The sequence below is a fragment of the Paenibacillus sp. DMB5 genome, from assembly GCF_001517085.1.
Taxonomy (GTDB): domain Bacteria; phylum Bacillota; class Bacilli; order Paenibacillales; family Paenibacillaceae; genus Paenibacillus_AQ.
Map to the genome: position 1 here is coordinate 1 of NZ_LRAC01000130.1, position 17,302 is coordinate 17,302.

13 protein-coding genes are annotated in these 17,302 nt (G+C 51.1%); 1 reads left to right on the top strand and 12 read right to left on the bottom strand.

Going from position 1 to position 17,302, the window contains the following annotated elements; translation table 11 throughout:
* Positions 1-104 precede the first annotated feature (104 nt).
* The 7 genes from AWJ19_RS18805 to AWJ19_RS18835 all read right to left on the bottom strand — a co-directional run bounded on the left by AWJ19_RS18805 (position 105) and on the right by AWJ19_RS18835 (position 11,710).
* Positions 105-4,586, bottom strand: coding sequence for a hypothetical protein (locus AWJ19_RS18805; RefSeq protein ID WP_068726047.1), 4,482 nt, complete (start codon positions 4,584-4,586; stop codon positions 105-107).
* Positions 4,573-5,331, bottom strand: coding sequence for a DUF6063 family protein (locus tag AWJ19_RS18810; protein ID WP_068726048.1), 759 nt, complete (start codon positions 5,329-5,331; stop codon positions 4,573-4,575). The genes AWJ19_RS18805 and AWJ19_RS18810 overlap by 14 nt, the downstream gene beginning before the upstream one ends.
* 11 nt (positions 5,332-5,342) lie before the next feature.
* Positions 5,343-6,851, bottom strand: a complete 1,509-nt coding sequence (locus AWJ19_RS18815) for a hypothetical protein (RefSeq protein ID WP_068726050.1) — start codon at positions 6,849-6,851, stop codon at positions 5,343-5,345.
* A 222-nt stretch (positions 6,852-7,073) separates the two neighbouring features.
* Positions 7,074-7,709 carry a hypothetical protein gene (locus tag AWJ19_RS18820; protein WP_198536600.1) on the bottom strand — a complete coding sequence of 212 codons (636 nt, stop codon included), beginning with the start codon at positions 7,707-7,709 and terminating at the stop codon, positions 7,074-7,076.
* Positions 7,710-7,883: 174 nt separating this feature from the next.
* On the bottom strand, positions 7,884-8,480 hold the full coding sequence (locus tag AWJ19_RS18825) for a GNAT family N-acetyltransferase (protein WP_128083647.1): 597 nt from the start codon (positions 8,478-8,480) through the stop codon (positions 7,884-7,886).
* Positions 8,481-8,685: 205 nt separating this feature from the next.
* On the bottom strand, positions 8,686-10,599 hold the full coding sequence (gene thrS / locus AWJ19_RS18830; RefSeq protein WP_068726053.1) for a threonine--tRNA ligase: 1,914 nt from the start codon (positions 10,597-10,599) through the stop codon (positions 8,686-8,688).
* A 436-nt stretch (positions 10,600-11,035) separates the two neighbouring features.
* Positions 11,036-11,710: an HAD family hydrolase gene (locus AWJ19_RS18835; protein ID WP_068726055.1), complete on the bottom strand. Its 675-nt coding sequence runs from the start codon at positions 11,708-11,710 to the stop codon at positions 11,036-11,038.
* Positions 11,711-11,852: 142 nt separating this feature from the next.
* Here AWJ19_RS18835 and AWJ19_RS18840 point away from each other — a divergent pair, with 142 nt between their 5' ends.
* Complete coding sequence (locus tag AWJ19_RS18840) at positions 11,853-12,338, top strand: DUF6803 family protein (protein WP_068726057.1); 486 nt, start codon at positions 11,853-11,855, stop codon at positions 12,336-12,338.
* A gap of 102 nt (positions 12,339-12,440) precedes the next feature.
* Here the strand turns inward: AWJ19_RS18840 and AWJ19_RS18845 are convergent, their stop codons facing one another.
* From AWJ19_RS18845 to AWJ19_RS18865, 5 genes are all read right to left on the bottom strand, one after another.
* Positions 12,441-12,866, bottom strand: a complete 426-nt coding sequence (locus AWJ19_RS18845) for a MaoC family dehydratase (protein ID WP_068726059.1) — start codon at positions 12,864-12,866, stop codon at positions 12,441-12,443.
* Between the two features lie 76 nt (positions 12,867-12,942).
* The gene (locus AWJ19_RS18850) at positions 12,943-14,301 is read right to left on the bottom strand and encodes a glycoside hydrolase family 64 protein (RefSeq protein ID WP_068726060.1); all 1,359 of its coding nucleotides are present in this window, start codon (positions 14,299-14,301) and stop codon (positions 12,943-12,945) included.
* Positions 14,302-14,540: 239 nt separating this feature from the next.
* Positions 14,541-15,053, bottom strand: coding sequence for a peptide-methionine (S)-S-oxide reductase MsrA (msrA, locus tag AWJ19_RS18855; RefSeq protein ID WP_068726061.1), 513 nt, complete (start codon positions 15,051-15,053; stop codon positions 14,541-14,543).
* Positions 15,054-15,135: 82 nt separating this feature from the next.
* A complete protein-coding gene (locus tag AWJ19_RS18860; protein ID WP_068726062.1) occupies positions 15,136-16,170 on the bottom strand; it encodes a Gfo/Idh/MocA family oxidoreductase in 1,035 nt (344 codons plus the stop codon).
* A 40-nt stretch (positions 16,171-16,210) separates the two neighbouring features.
* Positions 16,211-17,299 (bottom strand): Gfo/Idh/MocA family oxidoreductase, encoded by a 1,089-nt coding sequence (locus AWJ19_RS18865; protein ID WP_068726064.1) that lies wholly within the window; start codon positions 17,297-17,299, stop codon positions 16,211-16,213.
* Positions 17,300-17,302: the final 3 nt, after the last annotated feature.

The following is a 17,302-nucleotide window of genomic DNA, read 5'->3' on the forward strand; positions in this document are numbered from 1 at the left end:
CTCCGGTAGAATACCGGAAGCAGCTTATAGCCTAGGGTCTTTTTTCAGTGTCTATAAAACAGGGGCTTGACCAATCTGCCAGACGGGTCTTATTTCGGTTACTGCTAGAATAGCGACGCCGGGATCATCTTTCTGCCGCCTTTTACCAAAGTAGACTCCAGCATTTCTCCCTTATCACCGCCAAAATAGAGCTGCCAGTAGACGCCGAACCGCACACTGACATCATTCTTCACCAGCTCCGGCGGTGTCACGATCAGCCACTGGAACCTTAACGCCTTGGAAATCTCAAAGACGGGATCAAGCACGTTGTTGGAGACCATCTCGCCGAACGGGTTGTCGTACAGGAAAACGGTCCAGCCCTTGTTCTCACGGTTGACCCGCTTATGGGTCATGATCATCATCGCCACCAGCAACTGCACTGACTGGCGCTGGCCGCCGCTGCCGACTGCTTCGTCAAGTGCACCGCGGTTGATGACCTCCCAATCAGAGTAGTGGAATTCCTCCGGTGCCGCATACAGGAAGTAATTCTCTGTAACCGGCTTGTATACCTGAAGCACAGGGAAGCGGTTCTGCATGGCTGCGTAGACGAGTTTTCCGTCATTGATCAGCTCCTTAACCGCAGCCGCCGGAACCTGCTCGATCTTCGGATATTTCTCCAGAAGGCTGCTGATGCAGCGGTTGAAATAGTCGCTGACCAGCGGCTCGATGTCATCGGTTGTCTTGGGCACGGTGATATGCTTATAATTCAGCCGCACCAGCGGAAAAGCGTGGCCGTTCTCGTTGTGAATAATCATCCGCCGCTCCATGCGCTTCAGGATATCTGTAATCTGTACGACCCGCTTGGCCGCGCGTCCGACCCACAGCTTGCGCGAGAGCTCCATGCTCTCTTTATCGCTGCGGATGCTCTCAATCTGGTCGCGTGAGCTCTGCAGCATCGAATCCAGCACCTGCCCGGCAATATAGAAGTCCTCCCAGTGGACTGTGTTCAGCCGCTCCTGGATTTTGGTCTCCAGCTCACTGTTCCAGCCGCACTTGGCCAGCTTGGCACTCAAGTCATTTTTCTCTTCCTTCACTTTACGGGTAAGCTCTGTCCGCTGTGCACGGCTCTCTTTACTCTGAAGCAGCCAGTCAGCGACCGTACGTTCACAGCTTTCCCTCACCTGAAGCTGTACTTCCTCCGGTACATCACGGAGCTGAACTCGGCCCTCAACATGCGTGTCCAGAATCTGTCTCTGATTGCCCAGAGTCTGCAGCCATTGATCCACAGCAGAGAGCCGTTGTTTGCATAAATTTAACTGCCGTTCATTCTCACGGGTATCCTCCGTAATCTCCTGCTCCTTGACAGAGAGCGTGTCAGTCCATATTTCAACGGGCCGTTCATGCTTCTCTTTAATCGTCTTTTCCGTTTTGCGCAGTTCCTTCTGCAGGTTCTCAAGGATCGTCTGGCAGCGGATGTAGGATTCGCGGACGCTCTGGTAATCCTCCTCCAGATAAACCGTCTCATTCTTTTGCCGCGCACGCGCTGCAGCTATTGCTTCTGGTGAATCCTGCGGCTCAGGTGCTTGTTGCCAGTCGCGGTCCACCTGATAGACAGCAGCTTCAAGCTCACTAAGCTGTTCGCCTGCACGCTTGATGTTCCCCTGCCGCGTACGGATTTCCAGCTCATTGTGGGTCAGGGATTGCTGAAGGCTCTCCACTGTACTTAGCAGCTGCAGCATTTTATTCTGTGCATCGGGGTTAAGCTCAGCCTCAGCCCAGTCCGTTTCAGCCTTGCGGTCATTAGGGAAAACAAGCTCCGGGAACCAGCTCTGCAGCCTTGGAAACAGCGAATAACGGGTATCCCCAATCCATTGCTCCCGCTGCTCTACGGTGCTGTCCATTTCTGCTTTCAGCTGAACTAGCCCCTGGTCTTTAACGGAGATTTCCTTATTCAGCGTCTGCCTGCGTTCTACTGCTCTCTGCTTGTCCTTGTAATCCTGCTCCTGCTTACGGGTCCGTTCTTCCCACTGCTGCAAGGCCTGGGCTCTTTGCTCCAGTCCGGTCTTTTCCAGTTCGTATTCATTAAGCTCCTTCTGAATGGAAGCAAGCAGTTCTTCATTCTCACTGATCTCTGTCTTTAGACCGGCCACCGCTGTATCCAGCTCATTCACGACCAGCTCCAGCTCACGGAGCTTGGCTTTTAAGCTTACCGTATGCTCACCCTGGAATAGCCGCTCGAACTCCTGCCGGGCTGTCTTCAGCTTCGACAAATAATTCTCCGCGTCCTGAAGCTCTACTTCCCGCTCTTTCAGCCGGGAGGCAATACCGCGCTTCCAGTCCTGAAACTGCTCCGGCTGCAGAACCATCTGCGGTCCCTGATTCGCCAGCAGCAGGAACGGTTCCGCAGCAGCTACGCCCATTTCTTCGCGGATAAAGACCGGCACGGCCGATTTGAGGATGACATTCCTTAATGCATCCGGTGGTATTTTATCTGCTTCACGCTGAGTAACAATTAGCCCGTAAGGGAGCAGCGGATGACGCCCGAGCTCTTCTTCACGGTGCAGATAACTCAGGTCATTCAGGTAAGAGCTGCCGGGCATGGAGCTGATTTTGAGTGCATCCAGTCTGTCCTTGACTGTAAGCACATCTGCATTAGGCAGCCAATAAGCTTCCTGCTGCAGCTCTACGTCCAGCTGCTGGTGATAGAACTCCCTGCGCAGCCGCTTGGTCTGCTGCTCTGTATCTTCCAGCCTGCGGATGAACCGCTCCTGAATCAAGGCTTTTGCTTCAAACAGAGCTGTTGCCCCCAGCACCTGATGCTCTTCGTACAGCTCAAGCAGTACAACAAGCTGGGACCACAGCTGCGATTCCCGGCCCATCTGCGCTTCCAGCTGATTGTGCAGCCCGTCCGTTTGGCGCTGTTCAGCGGCAAGCTTAGCCTGAAGCTCCGCCAGGTTTGTGCGCAGACTGAGCTTGCGGGCTTCAGCCAGCAGACGCTGGCCGCTGCGTTCAGCAATCGAATCAGCTATAGCAGTTGTAGCCATAAGCGTACGCTGCAACGCCGGCCCAGGCGCGCTGGCCGCTTCCTGGCCATGCCGCGAGGCAACTACACCCGCTTCCTCGCTATACTGCCGGATGTAACCCGTAAGCTCATTAATCCGGCTTTCCAGTCCCCCCAGCTCCAGAACATAGCTCTCCCGCTCTTTACGCAGCCCGGCTTCTTCAGCCGAAAGCGCCTGCTGACGGCTTGCGAAGCCGCAAAGCTGCTGCTGCCACAGCCGGAAGACCTGATCCCACTGCAGGCGCAGCTCTTCCTTGGCATTCTGGATAACCTCCTGGCGTTCCTTCATTTCAAGTGAGCCTTCAATGGCTTCAATTTCCTTCTGCCACTGGCCGATTTCCCGCTTATGCACCTGGCGTTTAGCCAGATATTGCGCTACTTCCAGACGTTTTTCCTGCTCTTTTGACTCATCAAGCCGCGAGCGCGCCCGCCCCTGATTATCGATGATGGCCTTGAACTCTTCCTGCTTCGTGTCATGCTCCTCTTTGCTGCGCAGGTAGCTCAGATTATCCGCCTCAAAGCGCAGCTGCCGTCCCTCAGACTGCAGCCGGACCAGCTCGTCGGCCTGTCTGCCCCGGTTGTCCTCGGCTGATCTCAGCTCGTCATAAATGACCGTGTAAATCTGCCGTCCAAGCAGCTCTGTCTCCTGAAAGCTTCGCTCCGCTTCAGCGCCCTGCTTGACCAGCTCATGCAGCGGCGCAGCCAGCGCCGTGAACTCGGCGAAAGCCTTCTCCCGCTGCTCCAGCATCGGAAGCCGCTGCGCAACCGTTGCTGTGTCGGTGAACATCCGCTGAAGCGATCCGTCCTCCTCACGCGCCCCGTCATTCAGGCTGGAGCCGATCTCAGGAATAATGAGCTTTTCGAACAGATTGTGGTTCGTGAAGGCATCATTTTTCTGAAAATAACCCTTGATCCCGCCCTCTTCACCGTTAATCTTCTTCATATTGCGCCATTCCCCGATGTGGATATCCCGTCCGGCCAGGAAAGCGTAATATTTCTTCAGCTCTGATTGGCTGCTGCCGTAGTAGATGATCTCGCTGCGCCGTTCCCTTACGAACTGCTGAATCGTCTCAAAGCTTGCAGGGCCGCCTTCATCTGCATTGTAAAGCGGCAAGGTGGATAGCGTAAGGTCAGCATGCTCATCGTATTCCGTCAGCGTGTACAGCAGGTAATCGACCTTAATCTCAAGCTGGTCTGCCGAGCTATTGGCGGTCATGGCGATCCCGGTGGTAATGTATTCATTACGGTCGCCGGAATCCAGCTTCCATTCAATGGCGACGTGGAAGGTGTAAGGCTTCAGCTGTTTTTTATGGTTATGGAAAAAGGCTTCAACCTGATTCTCATTGTCCTTCCCCCACGAAGTCTTTGGAATCAGCAGCTGAAAAATCGACTGCAGCAGCACCCCTTTTCCGCCGCCGTTCATAAGGGTAATCAGTGTATTGGCCGGGCCTTCCTCGTTGCACAGGTCAAGCACCATATCGTCGTATTTCTTGAGCATTTTCTCATATTTAAGTCCGGCGATCCGGATCCGTTCAATGCGCGGCATGGGCGTCACCCTCCTTCTCCGCCAGTGTGCTGCCAATAAGCGCCTTCAGTTCCTTGTAACGGTCTACATCATGGTACAGATAGCGCATCCGTTCGTACAATTCCTCCCGCGGGAAAATCCGTTTTTCACTCTCGGAAATGAATACCAGATGCTCGTCCTCCAGCAGCTTCATCCCTTCATGGATTAAGCCGATCCGTGAACCGGAGCCTCTGGAGAGTGTGTCGGCATCCTCCTGGCTTTTGGTCTGCATATACAGGCTGGCCCATACCTTGTACATCGCCTGAATATCGAGCCGCCACTGCTTGCTGAACTTGCCTTCCTCATCCATTTCATACCAGGCCTTCAGAACGGCGGATACCTGATCAGCCAGCTGGATATAAGACATACTGTCCTGTCCGGGTTTAAAATGCTGCTCGTCCTGATCCATTTCTGCCAAAAAAACTAGAATGATGACGTTGATAATATGTAAATGTGTCTTGCGCTCAATCCGTGAATATTTATTGCGCAGCTGCGTGAAGTTAGTCGCAAAGCCCGATCCCAGCGGATTAACCAGCAGATGCAGGCGGTGCCCGGAGTTCATGATCCGGCAGCCACCCTCTTTAGCCAGATATTGCAAAGCATCATAAGCGCCGTTATCCTGCAGGCACTCGGCCGCAGCCGGATCATCAAGCGAAATGACTTTCCGCCGCAGCAGGTCAAAAAACAGCCGTGACGCCTGCTGCAGTTGTTCCAATGTATAACTCATGTTCGGACCACTCATCTTTCTTCTATAATAATAGTGTATGGACTCATCTCTAGCCCCGGCCACTTGACCGCCGGCTGCTGCCCCGTACCGGTAATTTTAGTTCTTAATACTTTACCCCGCATAACCTCCAGTTCAGGGTGACTGTCCAGCAGGTATTGAATAAGCCTCTGACATTCGTCCGTTCCGGCCGGGCTCTCCGCACCAGACTCTTGTACCTTCACTTCAGCATGAAAAAACTGTGCCCACAAGTCCACCGCATTCTGGTTATTCGCCCAGCCAAGCTTTTCTTCTTCGGTAAAAGCTTCTGCAGCAAAGGTGAACCTGCCGTCCGCCGCAAGCCCCGTAAATACGGGAAGCCACAGCCGGGCAACCTCTGCCCAGGGTATCGTCTTGGGAATATAGGATACTTCCGGTTCTTCCCCGGTATCCTCCGGCTCATCCAGCCATTCTTCAGGCATAAATCCGGTTTCCTGCTCTTCCCATGCCCAGGCGAGCGGATATATGAAATCCTGCTGCGGTGCGAACAATCCGCCTACCAGCAGTTCAAGACTGTCACCGGCCGGCAGTCCGTCGCTTTTGACCCATTCCTCCCATACATTGGTCCGGAAGTTAAAGCCGGAAGCCCCCCAGAACAGCTCAGGGAAGTTCAGGCGCAGATTGGTTTCCGCCTCAAAAATGCCCAGGACCACCTCAGCCAGCTCATCATGAACTTTCCGCGACAGCTCCACCCGCTCAGACAGCAGCCGCAGCTCGTTGAAATCAATGAGATCCTTCTCATCATTGGCCAGGCGCGCCAGCGAGCGGTGAATATTATCAAAGTGTCTGCGTTCCTCGTCAAACTGCTGGTGAATCTCCTCCAGCCGCTGGTGGCGCATTACGCCGTATTCACTGAACATATGCTTCGGATTACGGCGCAGCGCGTTCCGGTATTCCTGCTGCTGCTGGGTCATTTTACGTACCCGGGAGATCAGCTCGTTCACATCCTGCAGCGCCCGCGTTACCCGGCCATGTTTGATATGCATCTGAATCTCCAGCAGCTTGATGCTGATCTGGAACTCCTCGATGATCTCATGGCTCATGAAGATCAGCTCCATCGCATACTCGGAGAGCCGGTAGACCGTCGTGCCGCTCTCTTCCCAGCTGCTGCGTGTGGCATCCTCATCCACGGTAAAATATTTATATTTCTGCATCGTCATCTGCCGCGTGTGATCATCATAATATACCGCCTCAAAATCACCGCCGTTGCCGCTCCAGAGCAGCCCGTCCACCAGCCGTTCCACCGATTCGGCAGTTCCCAGCCCGGTAATTCTGAAGCGTTCCAGCGAGCTCCATGCCAGACCGATAATATCCTCCTTGGACCGCTGCTCATTTGACTCCAGCTCCAGGTAATACACCTGAAGCAGCACACTCAGCGCAATCATTTCCTTATACGGCTGAAGCTCACCGAGATTCATCCCCGCGCCAAGGCTCCACAGCGGATTAAGCCGCTTGTTCCGTTCCCCAAAATCAGACCAGTTCATAATGTTTAAGCCAACCCCGCCATCACTTCGTAATTGGTGACAAAAAAACATAACCCATATCAGCCCCGGATAGGGAAATATGGGTTAGCAATCACAGATAACTAACATTTTCCTTGCGAATATATGTTTCTATTATAGCAATGAAATAAAGAGTTGGCTATGATCCTTACGGAGGATTCCCCGTTATGACAATAAGGCTACCACTTATAATATCTTTTTTTGTTATTGCATTACATAAAGAATTTTTATCTCATTAACAAGACCTTCTTTTACTTCAAATAGCAGGTACTCAACTTGTTCATTATTCAGTACATATGCACAATTATAAGGGTCATTTCTACCATCAAGAGCTAACTCTAAATCAGGATAAGAATTCTTTACTTCTTCAATTTTATCTCCAATTCTAACTCCCTTAGATGTTTTATAGTCTTTTTTGTTAACGACCATTTCCATGATCCAAAAATCTTTACCATTTTCTTTAGGAGAAAAAAGTTTGATTTGAAGTCCATCATATTCCAATGTTTTAATATAAGACCCTTTGAGTGTATCCGCCTCATTACCGAGTTCTTCAATATTCTGCGAAAGTGGTTCGCCTAATTTTTTTTGCAAATCAACTTTATTATCCCAGTCTTTAAGACTGATCATTGAATTATTAATAATTAATGAATAGTCATTAGTATCATTATCTTCAATTGATTGTTCTGTATTGTCCTCATTTGTCTCTTTAGGTGTCTCCTCTGATATATTATCGCTGGTACTGATTGCATTTTGATTGGGATTAGGTTCAGATACCGTACATCCTGTAAAAGCAGATGTGAGAATGATGAAAATCAAAGTTATCAAAATTCTTCTCATCATTATCCTCCTCGTAGTTAATGTATAGTTCTATACGCATTATCTACTTTTTTTGTTGCGTCAAACTGCTTGATAGCTGTTCCCGTTCTGAATGTGATAAATGTTAAGACATCGACGACATTAAAAAGGACACCGCTGGTAGCGGAGCCCGTTGTAGTCCATACTAGATTGACGGCTTTATTTATATTTCTCCTGCAAAAGATACTGCAAATTATCCTTTACCCCCGGCCATTCCTCATCAATAATGCTGTACAGCACATTGTCCACTGGAGTACCTTCTGAGGTAATCCGGTGTTTACGCAGAAGACCTTCTTTTGTGGCACCTATGCGTTCAATAGCTTTTTGTGATCTCAGGTTGCCGTGAGCAATCGTAAAATTCACCCGGATCAGGCCAAGCTCCTCGAAGCAGTGCTGCAGCAGCAAGGCTTTGCCTTCTGTATTCACCGGTGTTCTCCAGTATTCAGGCGCAATCCAGGTGCAGCCGATTTCTGCATTACGATGGGTATGGTCAATATGCATAATCCGCGAGGTCCCGGCTATCCGTCCGGTTGAACGGTCCAGAATGACAAACGGCAGATCATGACCCTTTTCTTTGTTCGTTAGCGCTGTATCAATGAGCTGCTCTACCTGTGCGGCGGAGGTGATTTTTCTCCAGGTAAATTCCCAGATTAACGGGTTGCTAAGAATTGCTGTGAGTTCCGCCCTATGCGCTGCTTCCATGGGAACCAGTTGAATGTACGTGCCGTTTAATGGTCTGATGTTCTCCGAGATCACACAATTGCCTCCTAAAATGCGGATAGGTTCAAAGCACGCTGCACAACTAAACACCGATCTCCTGTTAAGACCAGCTTCCTCTAAATTGTAAACGATCTGCCCGTCCTCGGTCTGTATGGTTTTGATAAAAAAAGAGCCCCGTTTATGTAAAAACGGAGCTCTTTTCTGGTCTGTCTCTTGTGACTGTATATTAATGAAGAAACTTTTATTTCCGCTCTGCAATTTCTGCGGCGATCTGCTGCACCAGCTCATCTATACTCATCAGACCGGCATCTCCGCCGTCCCGCTTCCTTACTGTAATTGTGCCGGAATTGCGCTCATTGTCACCGAGCACAAGCATGTAGGGAACCTTTTCCAGCTGGGCTTCACGGATCTTCAGTCCAAGCTTCTCATTCCGCACATCAGCCTCTACCCGGATTCCGGCAGCTGCCAGCGCCTGCTTCACCTCAAAGGCATAATCTGCATGATTCACTGATACCGGCAGCAGCTTCACCTGAACCGGAGACAGCCACACCGGAAAAGCACCGCTGAAATGCTCAGTGAGAATCCCGATGAATCTGTCGATCGAGCCGTATACTGCGCGGTGAATAACTACCGGACGGTGCTTCTGGCCGTCTTCGCCGACGTAAGTCAGATCGAATTTCTGCGGCATCTGGAAGTCCAGCTGCACTGTACCGCACTGCCAGCTCCGTTTCAGCGCGTCAAGGATGTGGAAGTCAATCTTCGGCCCGTAAAAGGCACCGTCTCCTGCATTGATGCGGTACGGCAGGCCGCGGTTTTGCAGCACCTTTTCCAGTGCAGCTTCCGCCTGGTCCCAGAGTGACTCCTCTCCCATGTAATCCGCCGGACGAGTGGACAGCTCCACCTTGTATTCGAAGCCGAACACATTGTAGATATGGTCGATCAGATCCAGCACCTGGCCGATCTCAGCTTCAATCTGCTCCGGCAGCACGAACAGGTGGGCATCATCCTGGCAAAAAGTGCGGACACGCATCATCCCGTTCAGCGAGCCGGAGGATTCATTGCGGTGAACCTGCCCGAATTCAGCAAGCCGGATCGGCAGCTCACGGTAGGAATGTAGGTTATTTTTAAAAATCAGCATATGCCCAGGACAGTTCATCGGCTTCAGCGCAAATTTTGCCTCATCCGCCTGAGTGAAATACATATCGTCCTTATAGTGGTCATAGTGACCGGATTGCTCCCACAGCCGGTTGTTCATCATCAGCGGTGTACGAACCTCACTGTAATCCCGCTCGCGCTGCAGCCCCCGGCTGAAATCCTCCAGCTCTGTGCGGATAATCATCCCTTTAGGCAGATAGAACGGCATGCCCGGTGATTCCTCGGAGAACATGAACAGCTCCAGCTCCTTGCCGAGCTTACGGTGATCCCGTTTCTTTGCTTCCTCCAGCATGTGCAGATGCTCATCGAGCTGGGCTTTTTTCAGAAAGGCTACGCCATAAATCCGTTGCAGCATCTTGTTGTTCGAATCTCCGCGCCAGTAGGCTCCGGCCACACTCATGAGCTTAAACACCTTGATTTGGCCAGTTGAAGCCAGATGCGGCCCACGGCACAGATCGGAGAATTCACCCTGGTCATAAATGCTGATGACAGCATCCTCCGGCAGATCACGGATCAGCTCCAGCTTGAGCGGCTCATCCAGGTGTGTGAATAGGTTAACGGCCTCATCGCGGCTGACTTCCCGGCGGACGATCGGCAGATTTTCCTTAACAATGGCATTCATCTCCTGCTCGATTGCCGCCAGATCCTCGCTCGACAACGGCTGCTCGATATCAACGTCGTAGTAGAAGCCGTCTTCAATGACCGGACCGATGCCCAGCTTCACCTTTTTGCCGCCGTAGATCCGTTTAATGGCCTGGGCCATCAGATGTGCAGTGCTGTGCCGGTGTACGTCCTGGCCTTCCTTGCTGTCCAGTGTCACAATTTCAACCCGGCTGTCCTGTGACAGCGTATAATGCAGATCCACAAGCCGTCCGTCTACTTTTCCTGCTACCGCATTTTTCTTCAGGCTGGAGCTTATGGATTCAGCAACAGTGCTAATGTCAGTGTTACACGAATACCCTTTTATTTGTCCATCCGGTAAAGTTACTTTAATCTCCATGATTACGGCCTCCGTCTCATTAAGGTAATTGAACAATTGAACGCAAAAAAACGCATCTCTCCCGAAAAGGGACGAGTGCGTTCAGCTCGTGGTTCCACCCTAATTTGACCTGCGCTGTAACAACCCTCTGCTGTCAGACGGAAGCTAAGTCGCATGATCCTCATGGTATCCGGTATCGGGGATAAGACGGTGGCATTTACAGCCGCCCTGACAGCAGGGAGGGTTCAGTGCCACGGCTGCAAAGGGGTAACATCCTGCCGGTCTCTGTAAGAAGCTCTCACCACTCACTTCTCTCTCTGGTCAGTCCTTGGAGGATATCATGTCTTTGGTCATTGCCTTGGTTATGATATTGCTTGGTGTTGCTGGTTACATATTACTCAATGACAATCTTAAAAGTCAATAGCCAATGTAAAAATAATTCAAACGCCCGGTAAGTTTAACCGGCAGCCGCTACACTTATCCGTGTAATAATCCCGCCGATTTCCTCAACGGTGGAAGCGATGTAATCCGCGCCGCTCGCGGATAATTCCGTTTCAGAGCCATAGCCGATCAGTACACCGATTGAGGCTACGCCGCAGGCTTTTGCCCCGATAATATCATGTTCCCTGTCACCGATCATTACGGATTCCTCAGGCGTAATTCCACCCTGCTCCAGCACATGCCGGATTACCTCAGCTTTTTTGGAGCGGGTGCCATCCAGATTGCTGCCGCCTATATACCGGAAATACCCGTCCAGCCCGTAATGCTTGAGAATTTGTTCTGCGAACACGGTAGGCTTGGACGTAGCCACATATAAGGAAAATCCCCTGGCTTGCAGAGCCTCCAGCAGCCCGGGAATCCCGGGAATGACAGCATTTTCGAACATCCCCACTGTACTGTAACGTTCACGGTAATGCACCACGGCCTGAGCTGCATGCTCCTCCGGTAATCCCTGAATCTGCACAAAAGAATCATACAGCGGAGGCCCGATATAGGGCAGCAGCAGGTCCGGATGCTCCACCGTTATTCCGAACTTGTTCAGTGCATATTCCACACACCGGGTAATACCCTCTTTCGGATCGGTCAGTGTGCCGTCCAGGTCAAACAAAATATGTTTTAGCTCTCCATTCATCTCTCTCTGCTCCTCCCGCAATATGTATTAACCAGTGCTTAACCGCACAACTTGTTCCATCATACCCCTGTTTCTACATACTTTCCACACACTTATCTATTAATATTTCAGTGTAAGTTAATTTGCTATTGGAGGAAGTAACATGACAATGACACACTACATGTCTCTGCTAGCGGACAATCAGCCATGGAACCTGATACTTTTTATGGCAATTCCCGTTATTTTTGCAGAGACGATTACGGTCACCGAGTTTTTTATTCTGTTTACCAAAAACCTGAAGGGCCCGCTCAGAACATTTAACCGCATATGCAGCATCCTTGCAGGTCTTTATTTTACAGGTATCTTCCTGTACTTGTTCCCCACTGCGTTTGTACCGCTCACTGTGAACGGTGAATGGCATACCTGGGTTGACGTCGTTGCTGTAGGCTTTTACCTGAGCGGAGTACTGTTCCTGCTGCCGCTGGCACTGCTTGACCTTGGCCTGATTGCACGCAAACGTTCGGAAGAGGAGAAGCTGAAGCTGCATTTCCTGCTGGTCAGCGGCTTTCTGGTCGTCGCACATATCGCCATGATCTTCGGTATGATCAATCCGGAAATTGTGAGCGGCATGGCTGGAATGAATCATTGATTTTATAAAAAAGAGCAGTCCGATCTGAAAGATCCGGACTGCCCTTTTTATTCTTGGCTAAGCAGAAATAATACGGTCTGCATGTTCAGTTTCTCCCGGTACCTACTTCTGCACCAGCACCGACAGCTCGCCCTCAAACACCTTAATCTCCGCCTGATTAAACGTTGACAGCTTTACCGTCACAAGACCCGTTTCATTTTTCTTCTCGGCCAAATCTATTACTTCCACAATGCAATATAATTCATCTCCCGGTAACACGGGCTTAATAAACCTGATGTTATTCATCGCGGTTCCGGCGATTATATCCTCACCGTAACTGCCGGTTTCAACCCAGAGCTTAAAGGAAACGGCCAAGGTCTGAATCCCCGATGCGATGATTCCGCCGAATCTCCCCTGCTTTGCTCTTTCTTCGTCCAGATGCATATACTGCGGATCAAATTCAGCAGCAAAGCTTTTAACATTCTCGGGAGTTATGCTTAATGATTTCGTTCTAAAGGTCTGGCCTATACTAAATTCATGAAACTTCATTCTTCCACCTCTTGGTTGTCTGTGTATGTAAATAGTTTAGATCAAGGTGATAGAATGAATCAATAGAGACACAAATTTACCAGGCTACACGGATAATCAGGCCTTTCGGATTGCCGACCTCCAGATAAGCCGCCTGGCCGTTGACATCATCGTACGGGAAGCCGTAAGCCAGCCCGTTAATGCTGTGGTCATGCCAGAATTTTGCGTAATAGTTGGCCGGAGCGGCATTATAGTAATTCGCCACGTTATTCCAGTTGCTGGTAGTATAGACATGGCGGTTGATCGCAGCAGCAGTAGCCGCATCAGTGAGCGCACCGTCACAGCGGAGAATATCCTGGGTGCTGTAGCTGGAATATCCGGCAAAATAATTGGCGTTCGCACCCCCGGCTGCAAAGGAACCGTAAATCGGTGCGACAATCCGGTATGGAGCCTGCAAGGTGGCAAGCGGTTTAAAGGCCGCCGGTACTTCATTTTGATACTTCGTGAAGATTCCAGCCCGTGTCTCTGACTCCAGTTCACCGACAGTCTGGTCGAAAGAACCGGTAGTATTGACCAACCGGTGCTGAATCGGAAATCCGAAGGCATCCACACGGGTAGTGTTACCGTGATATCCGGTAGCATCAACAGTAAATTCTATGAAATCAAAGTAGATGTTGCGGTTCGGATCAGTAGGATTGTTAATATCCGGTCCGGCGAAGCCATCGTCATAGGTTTTAATGTAGAGCGGTGTGCCGACGCTGAGGAACATCCGCCCGGAGGTGATTTTTGGAAGATTGACCCAGGAGGCCTGGCTGACGGTATGATAAATATTGGCATAGTTAACCCCGTTTTTGGTCAGGTGCCCGGAAGCATCATTAAGAGCATTAGAAATGGGTAGCAGATTGCCGCTAAGATCGAGATAGCTCCACTTGCCATTGGCCGGATTGATTCCGATAACTCCCCAGTAAATCTGGCTGTCGGGATAAGCGCCGCCCGTTCCGTTCATCACTTTGAGTGACATGGAACCGTTCGGAGCAGTGGGTATGGAGGATGCCGCTATGGAGTAAATGGAGTTAGAAGAATTGGGCGGTGTGGTTGGTGTGGTACCTGAGGCCGTGTAGCTAAACCAGCCTGTATCGTATGCCGGAGTGCCGTTGTTGTATGTGAAAAAATAGCTGATCGCTGTACCGGCGGACACACCGGTTACAGCCTGCTCATAGCGGGCGGAGCTGCTGTTGTACGTCATCCGGTAATTTAGCTGAGTACCGTTGTTGACTTTGTAGTGCACATCCACCCACGAGGTACTGACAGTTGATTTGAACCAGATCGTTGCCGTTGTTCCCGAAAGGCTGACTCCTTGGGTGTAATCGGCAGCAGCAGCTTTGGAACCGAACATTGGCAGGCAGGAGAGCAGGAGCACAAGCGCGAGCGTAAGCATTGACCATTTTTTCCTCATCGCAATTCCCTCCATTTAATGGGTTAAAATCAATCACGCACCAGTTATGGTTGCGTTTTCAACACTGATTATAGTCTTGGTCAGGCCTGTTTAGTAGGCACGGAATTTCGGATTTCACACCCAAAATTTGGGGTGAAACGTTTTTATTCCGGATGCTCTCTGCCTGTTTGCTGCAAAAAAATCAAAAAGCCCTATTTCTCCAGAAGGCAGGAGGAATAAGGCTTCGGAGATTTATTAAATTACCAGTGCTTTGAAATAAACGTATCACGCCCGGATTGCTCGCGGTCCTCTTTATAATGCTTTGGATTCTTTTTGTGATAATCCTGATGATATTCTTCAGCACGGTAGAATACCGGAGCCGGAAGAATCTCGGTTACCACAGGGCCTTCAAATCTGCCGCTAAGCGCAACCTGCTCCCTCGAGGCTTCTGCCGCCTGCCGCTGATTGTCGTTATAGTAGAATATGGCTGTCCGGTACTGGCTCCCGCGGTCTTGAAACTGTCCGCCGTCATCGGTCGGATCGATCTGCGGCCAGAACAGCTCGAGCAGCCGCTCATAAGGGAAAACCTCCGGATCAAAGGTAATCTGTACGACCTCGTAATGTCCGGTTGTTCCTGTCTTGACCTGTTCGTATGTCGGATTCTCCACATTCCCTCCGGCATACCCGGATACGATTCCGTGAATTCCCGGCAGCTCCTCAAACGGGGTTACCATACACCAGAAGCAGCCTCCTGCAAACATTGCCTGTTCCATAAGTCTATTCTCTCTCCCTATCTCACTCATCTGCAGATCTTAATTGCACATGTTATGAAGATAAGGCCAAATAAAAGGAAAGTCAATTCAGGTGATTCCCGCTGGCGGTTACAAGCGCGCTCCGGCGGTCTGATGAACGGTAGATGCCGGCAATGATCTCAAGAGCCTTTATTCCTTCCCGGCCGTCCAGCCAGAACCTCCGGCCCTCCCGGAGATGAGTATAAAAATCATGGATAAGCCACTGGTGTCCGCTTCCCCAATAGGACTTGCCACCATTCGTAACCGTACCCGGCTCACACAGCAGCTGTTCGCGGCCATCTTGCCACAGATACAGGCAGTCACGCCGCTGCAGCAGTGTGCCCTGCTCAAATACCAGCTCCAGCTCAACGGGGGAATTGACCGGATATGCATTTGTCCCGTAGAACAAGCCTCTGGCCTTATTGGTAAAAGTGATGCAGGCATGGGCGCTGTCCTCCACCTCAATAACGCCGTCCAGCACATCTGTACTTACAGAGCCGCTTACAGCAGAGATTTCTCCGCCGAACCACTGCAGCAGATCAAGAGTATGAATGGTCTGATTAATCAGCACGCCTCCGCCTTCGGTGGCCCATTTGCCCCGCCACTCGCTCTCCGAGTAATATTGTTCACTGCGGTGCCAGGTTACAACACCCTTCAAGCACACTAGCTGCCCCAGCAGGCCGCTGTCAATCACCTGTCTGATCCTCCGCGAAGGTTCATTATAACGGTTCTGGAACACTATACCGAGCTGTCCCTTGCTGCGGTCAGCCATATCTATCATCCGCCGGGCAGAGGGAACATCGGCGGCCAGCGGCTTTTCAGTTAAGACATGTTTGCCTGCATTCAGGAAATCGATGGCCATCTGGGCATGCAGATAGTGGGGGGTGCACAAATGAACCACATCAATATCCTTCCTTTCCAGAAGCTCCCGGTAATCCTGTACAATATCACATCCATATTGGCTGCCAAAAGCGGCTGCCTGCCCCGGATGAATATCTGCAGCCGCCAGCAGCTGTGCTCCTTCCATTGTTGCAATTGCCCGGGCATGCAGCGGAGCAATGGCTCCGCAGCCGATGATTGCTGCTCCGAGAGAAGTCATGTTAACACCTTCCGTTCCTTATCCGCTTATATTCCATTAGCTATTTCAGGCTATCCGGTGTAAGATTCAGCGCTGAAGCCTGGGCTATCAGGCATAGCTCCGCTGCTTTGAACACATGCTCCTGGGTCATTGCATGTTCTGTCCGCTGAATGCAGTCCAGAATCAGTTCACCGAAGAAGGGATATCCGACCTTGCCGGCAACATGCTCGTAATGCTCTCCCTCACTGTCTACCCAATAGACATGATCTGATTCCGTGGAGCGGCCGATATCAATGTATTTCCGCAGCTCGATGTATCCTTCGGTTCCCAGGATAACAGTACGGCCATCCCCCCAGGTTCCCAGTCCTTCAGGAGTAAACCAGTCTACACGGAAATATTGCGTAGCACCGTTATCACCGGCCAGGGTAACATCCCCGAAATCCTCAAGCTCGGGATACTCCGGATTGTTATAGTTAGCGACCTTGCTGTGCAGCACCTTGGCATCACGGCAGTCTGCGTAATAAAGAAACTGTTCAATCTGATGGCTGCCGATATCACAGATAATTCCGCCGTATTTATCGCGCTGGAAGAACCAGTCCGGCCGGCTTGGCGCATTCAGACGGTGCGGCCCGGTACCCATTACCTGGATGACACGGCCAATCGCCCCCTGTTTAACCAGCTGTCCGGCGTATACTGCGCTCTCTACATGCAGCCGTTCGCTGAAGTAGGTCATATACTTGCGCCGTGTCTTCTCAACCTGTTCCCTTGCAGCGGCAAGCTGATCGAGGGAGGTGAACGGAGCCTTATCAGTAAAATAATCTTTGCCGTGCTCCATGACTTTGATTCCCAGCCCTGCCCGTTCGGAAGGAACCGCAGCCGCTGCCACAAGCTTGACCTCCGGGTCCCCGAGAATCTCCTCTGCACTGGCTGCTACTCTGACTCCCGGATACACACTGGTGAACGCTTTAACCTTGGCTTCATCCGGATCATATACCCACTTCAGCTCTGCTCCTGCCTCAATCAGCCCGTTGCACATGCCATAGATATGTCCGTGATCCAGCGCGATAGCGGCAAAGGTGAATTCTCCCGGCCGGACTACCGGACGTGCTTCATATTTGGGTGCGTACATCATTCCGTCTTTGCGGTTCATCTT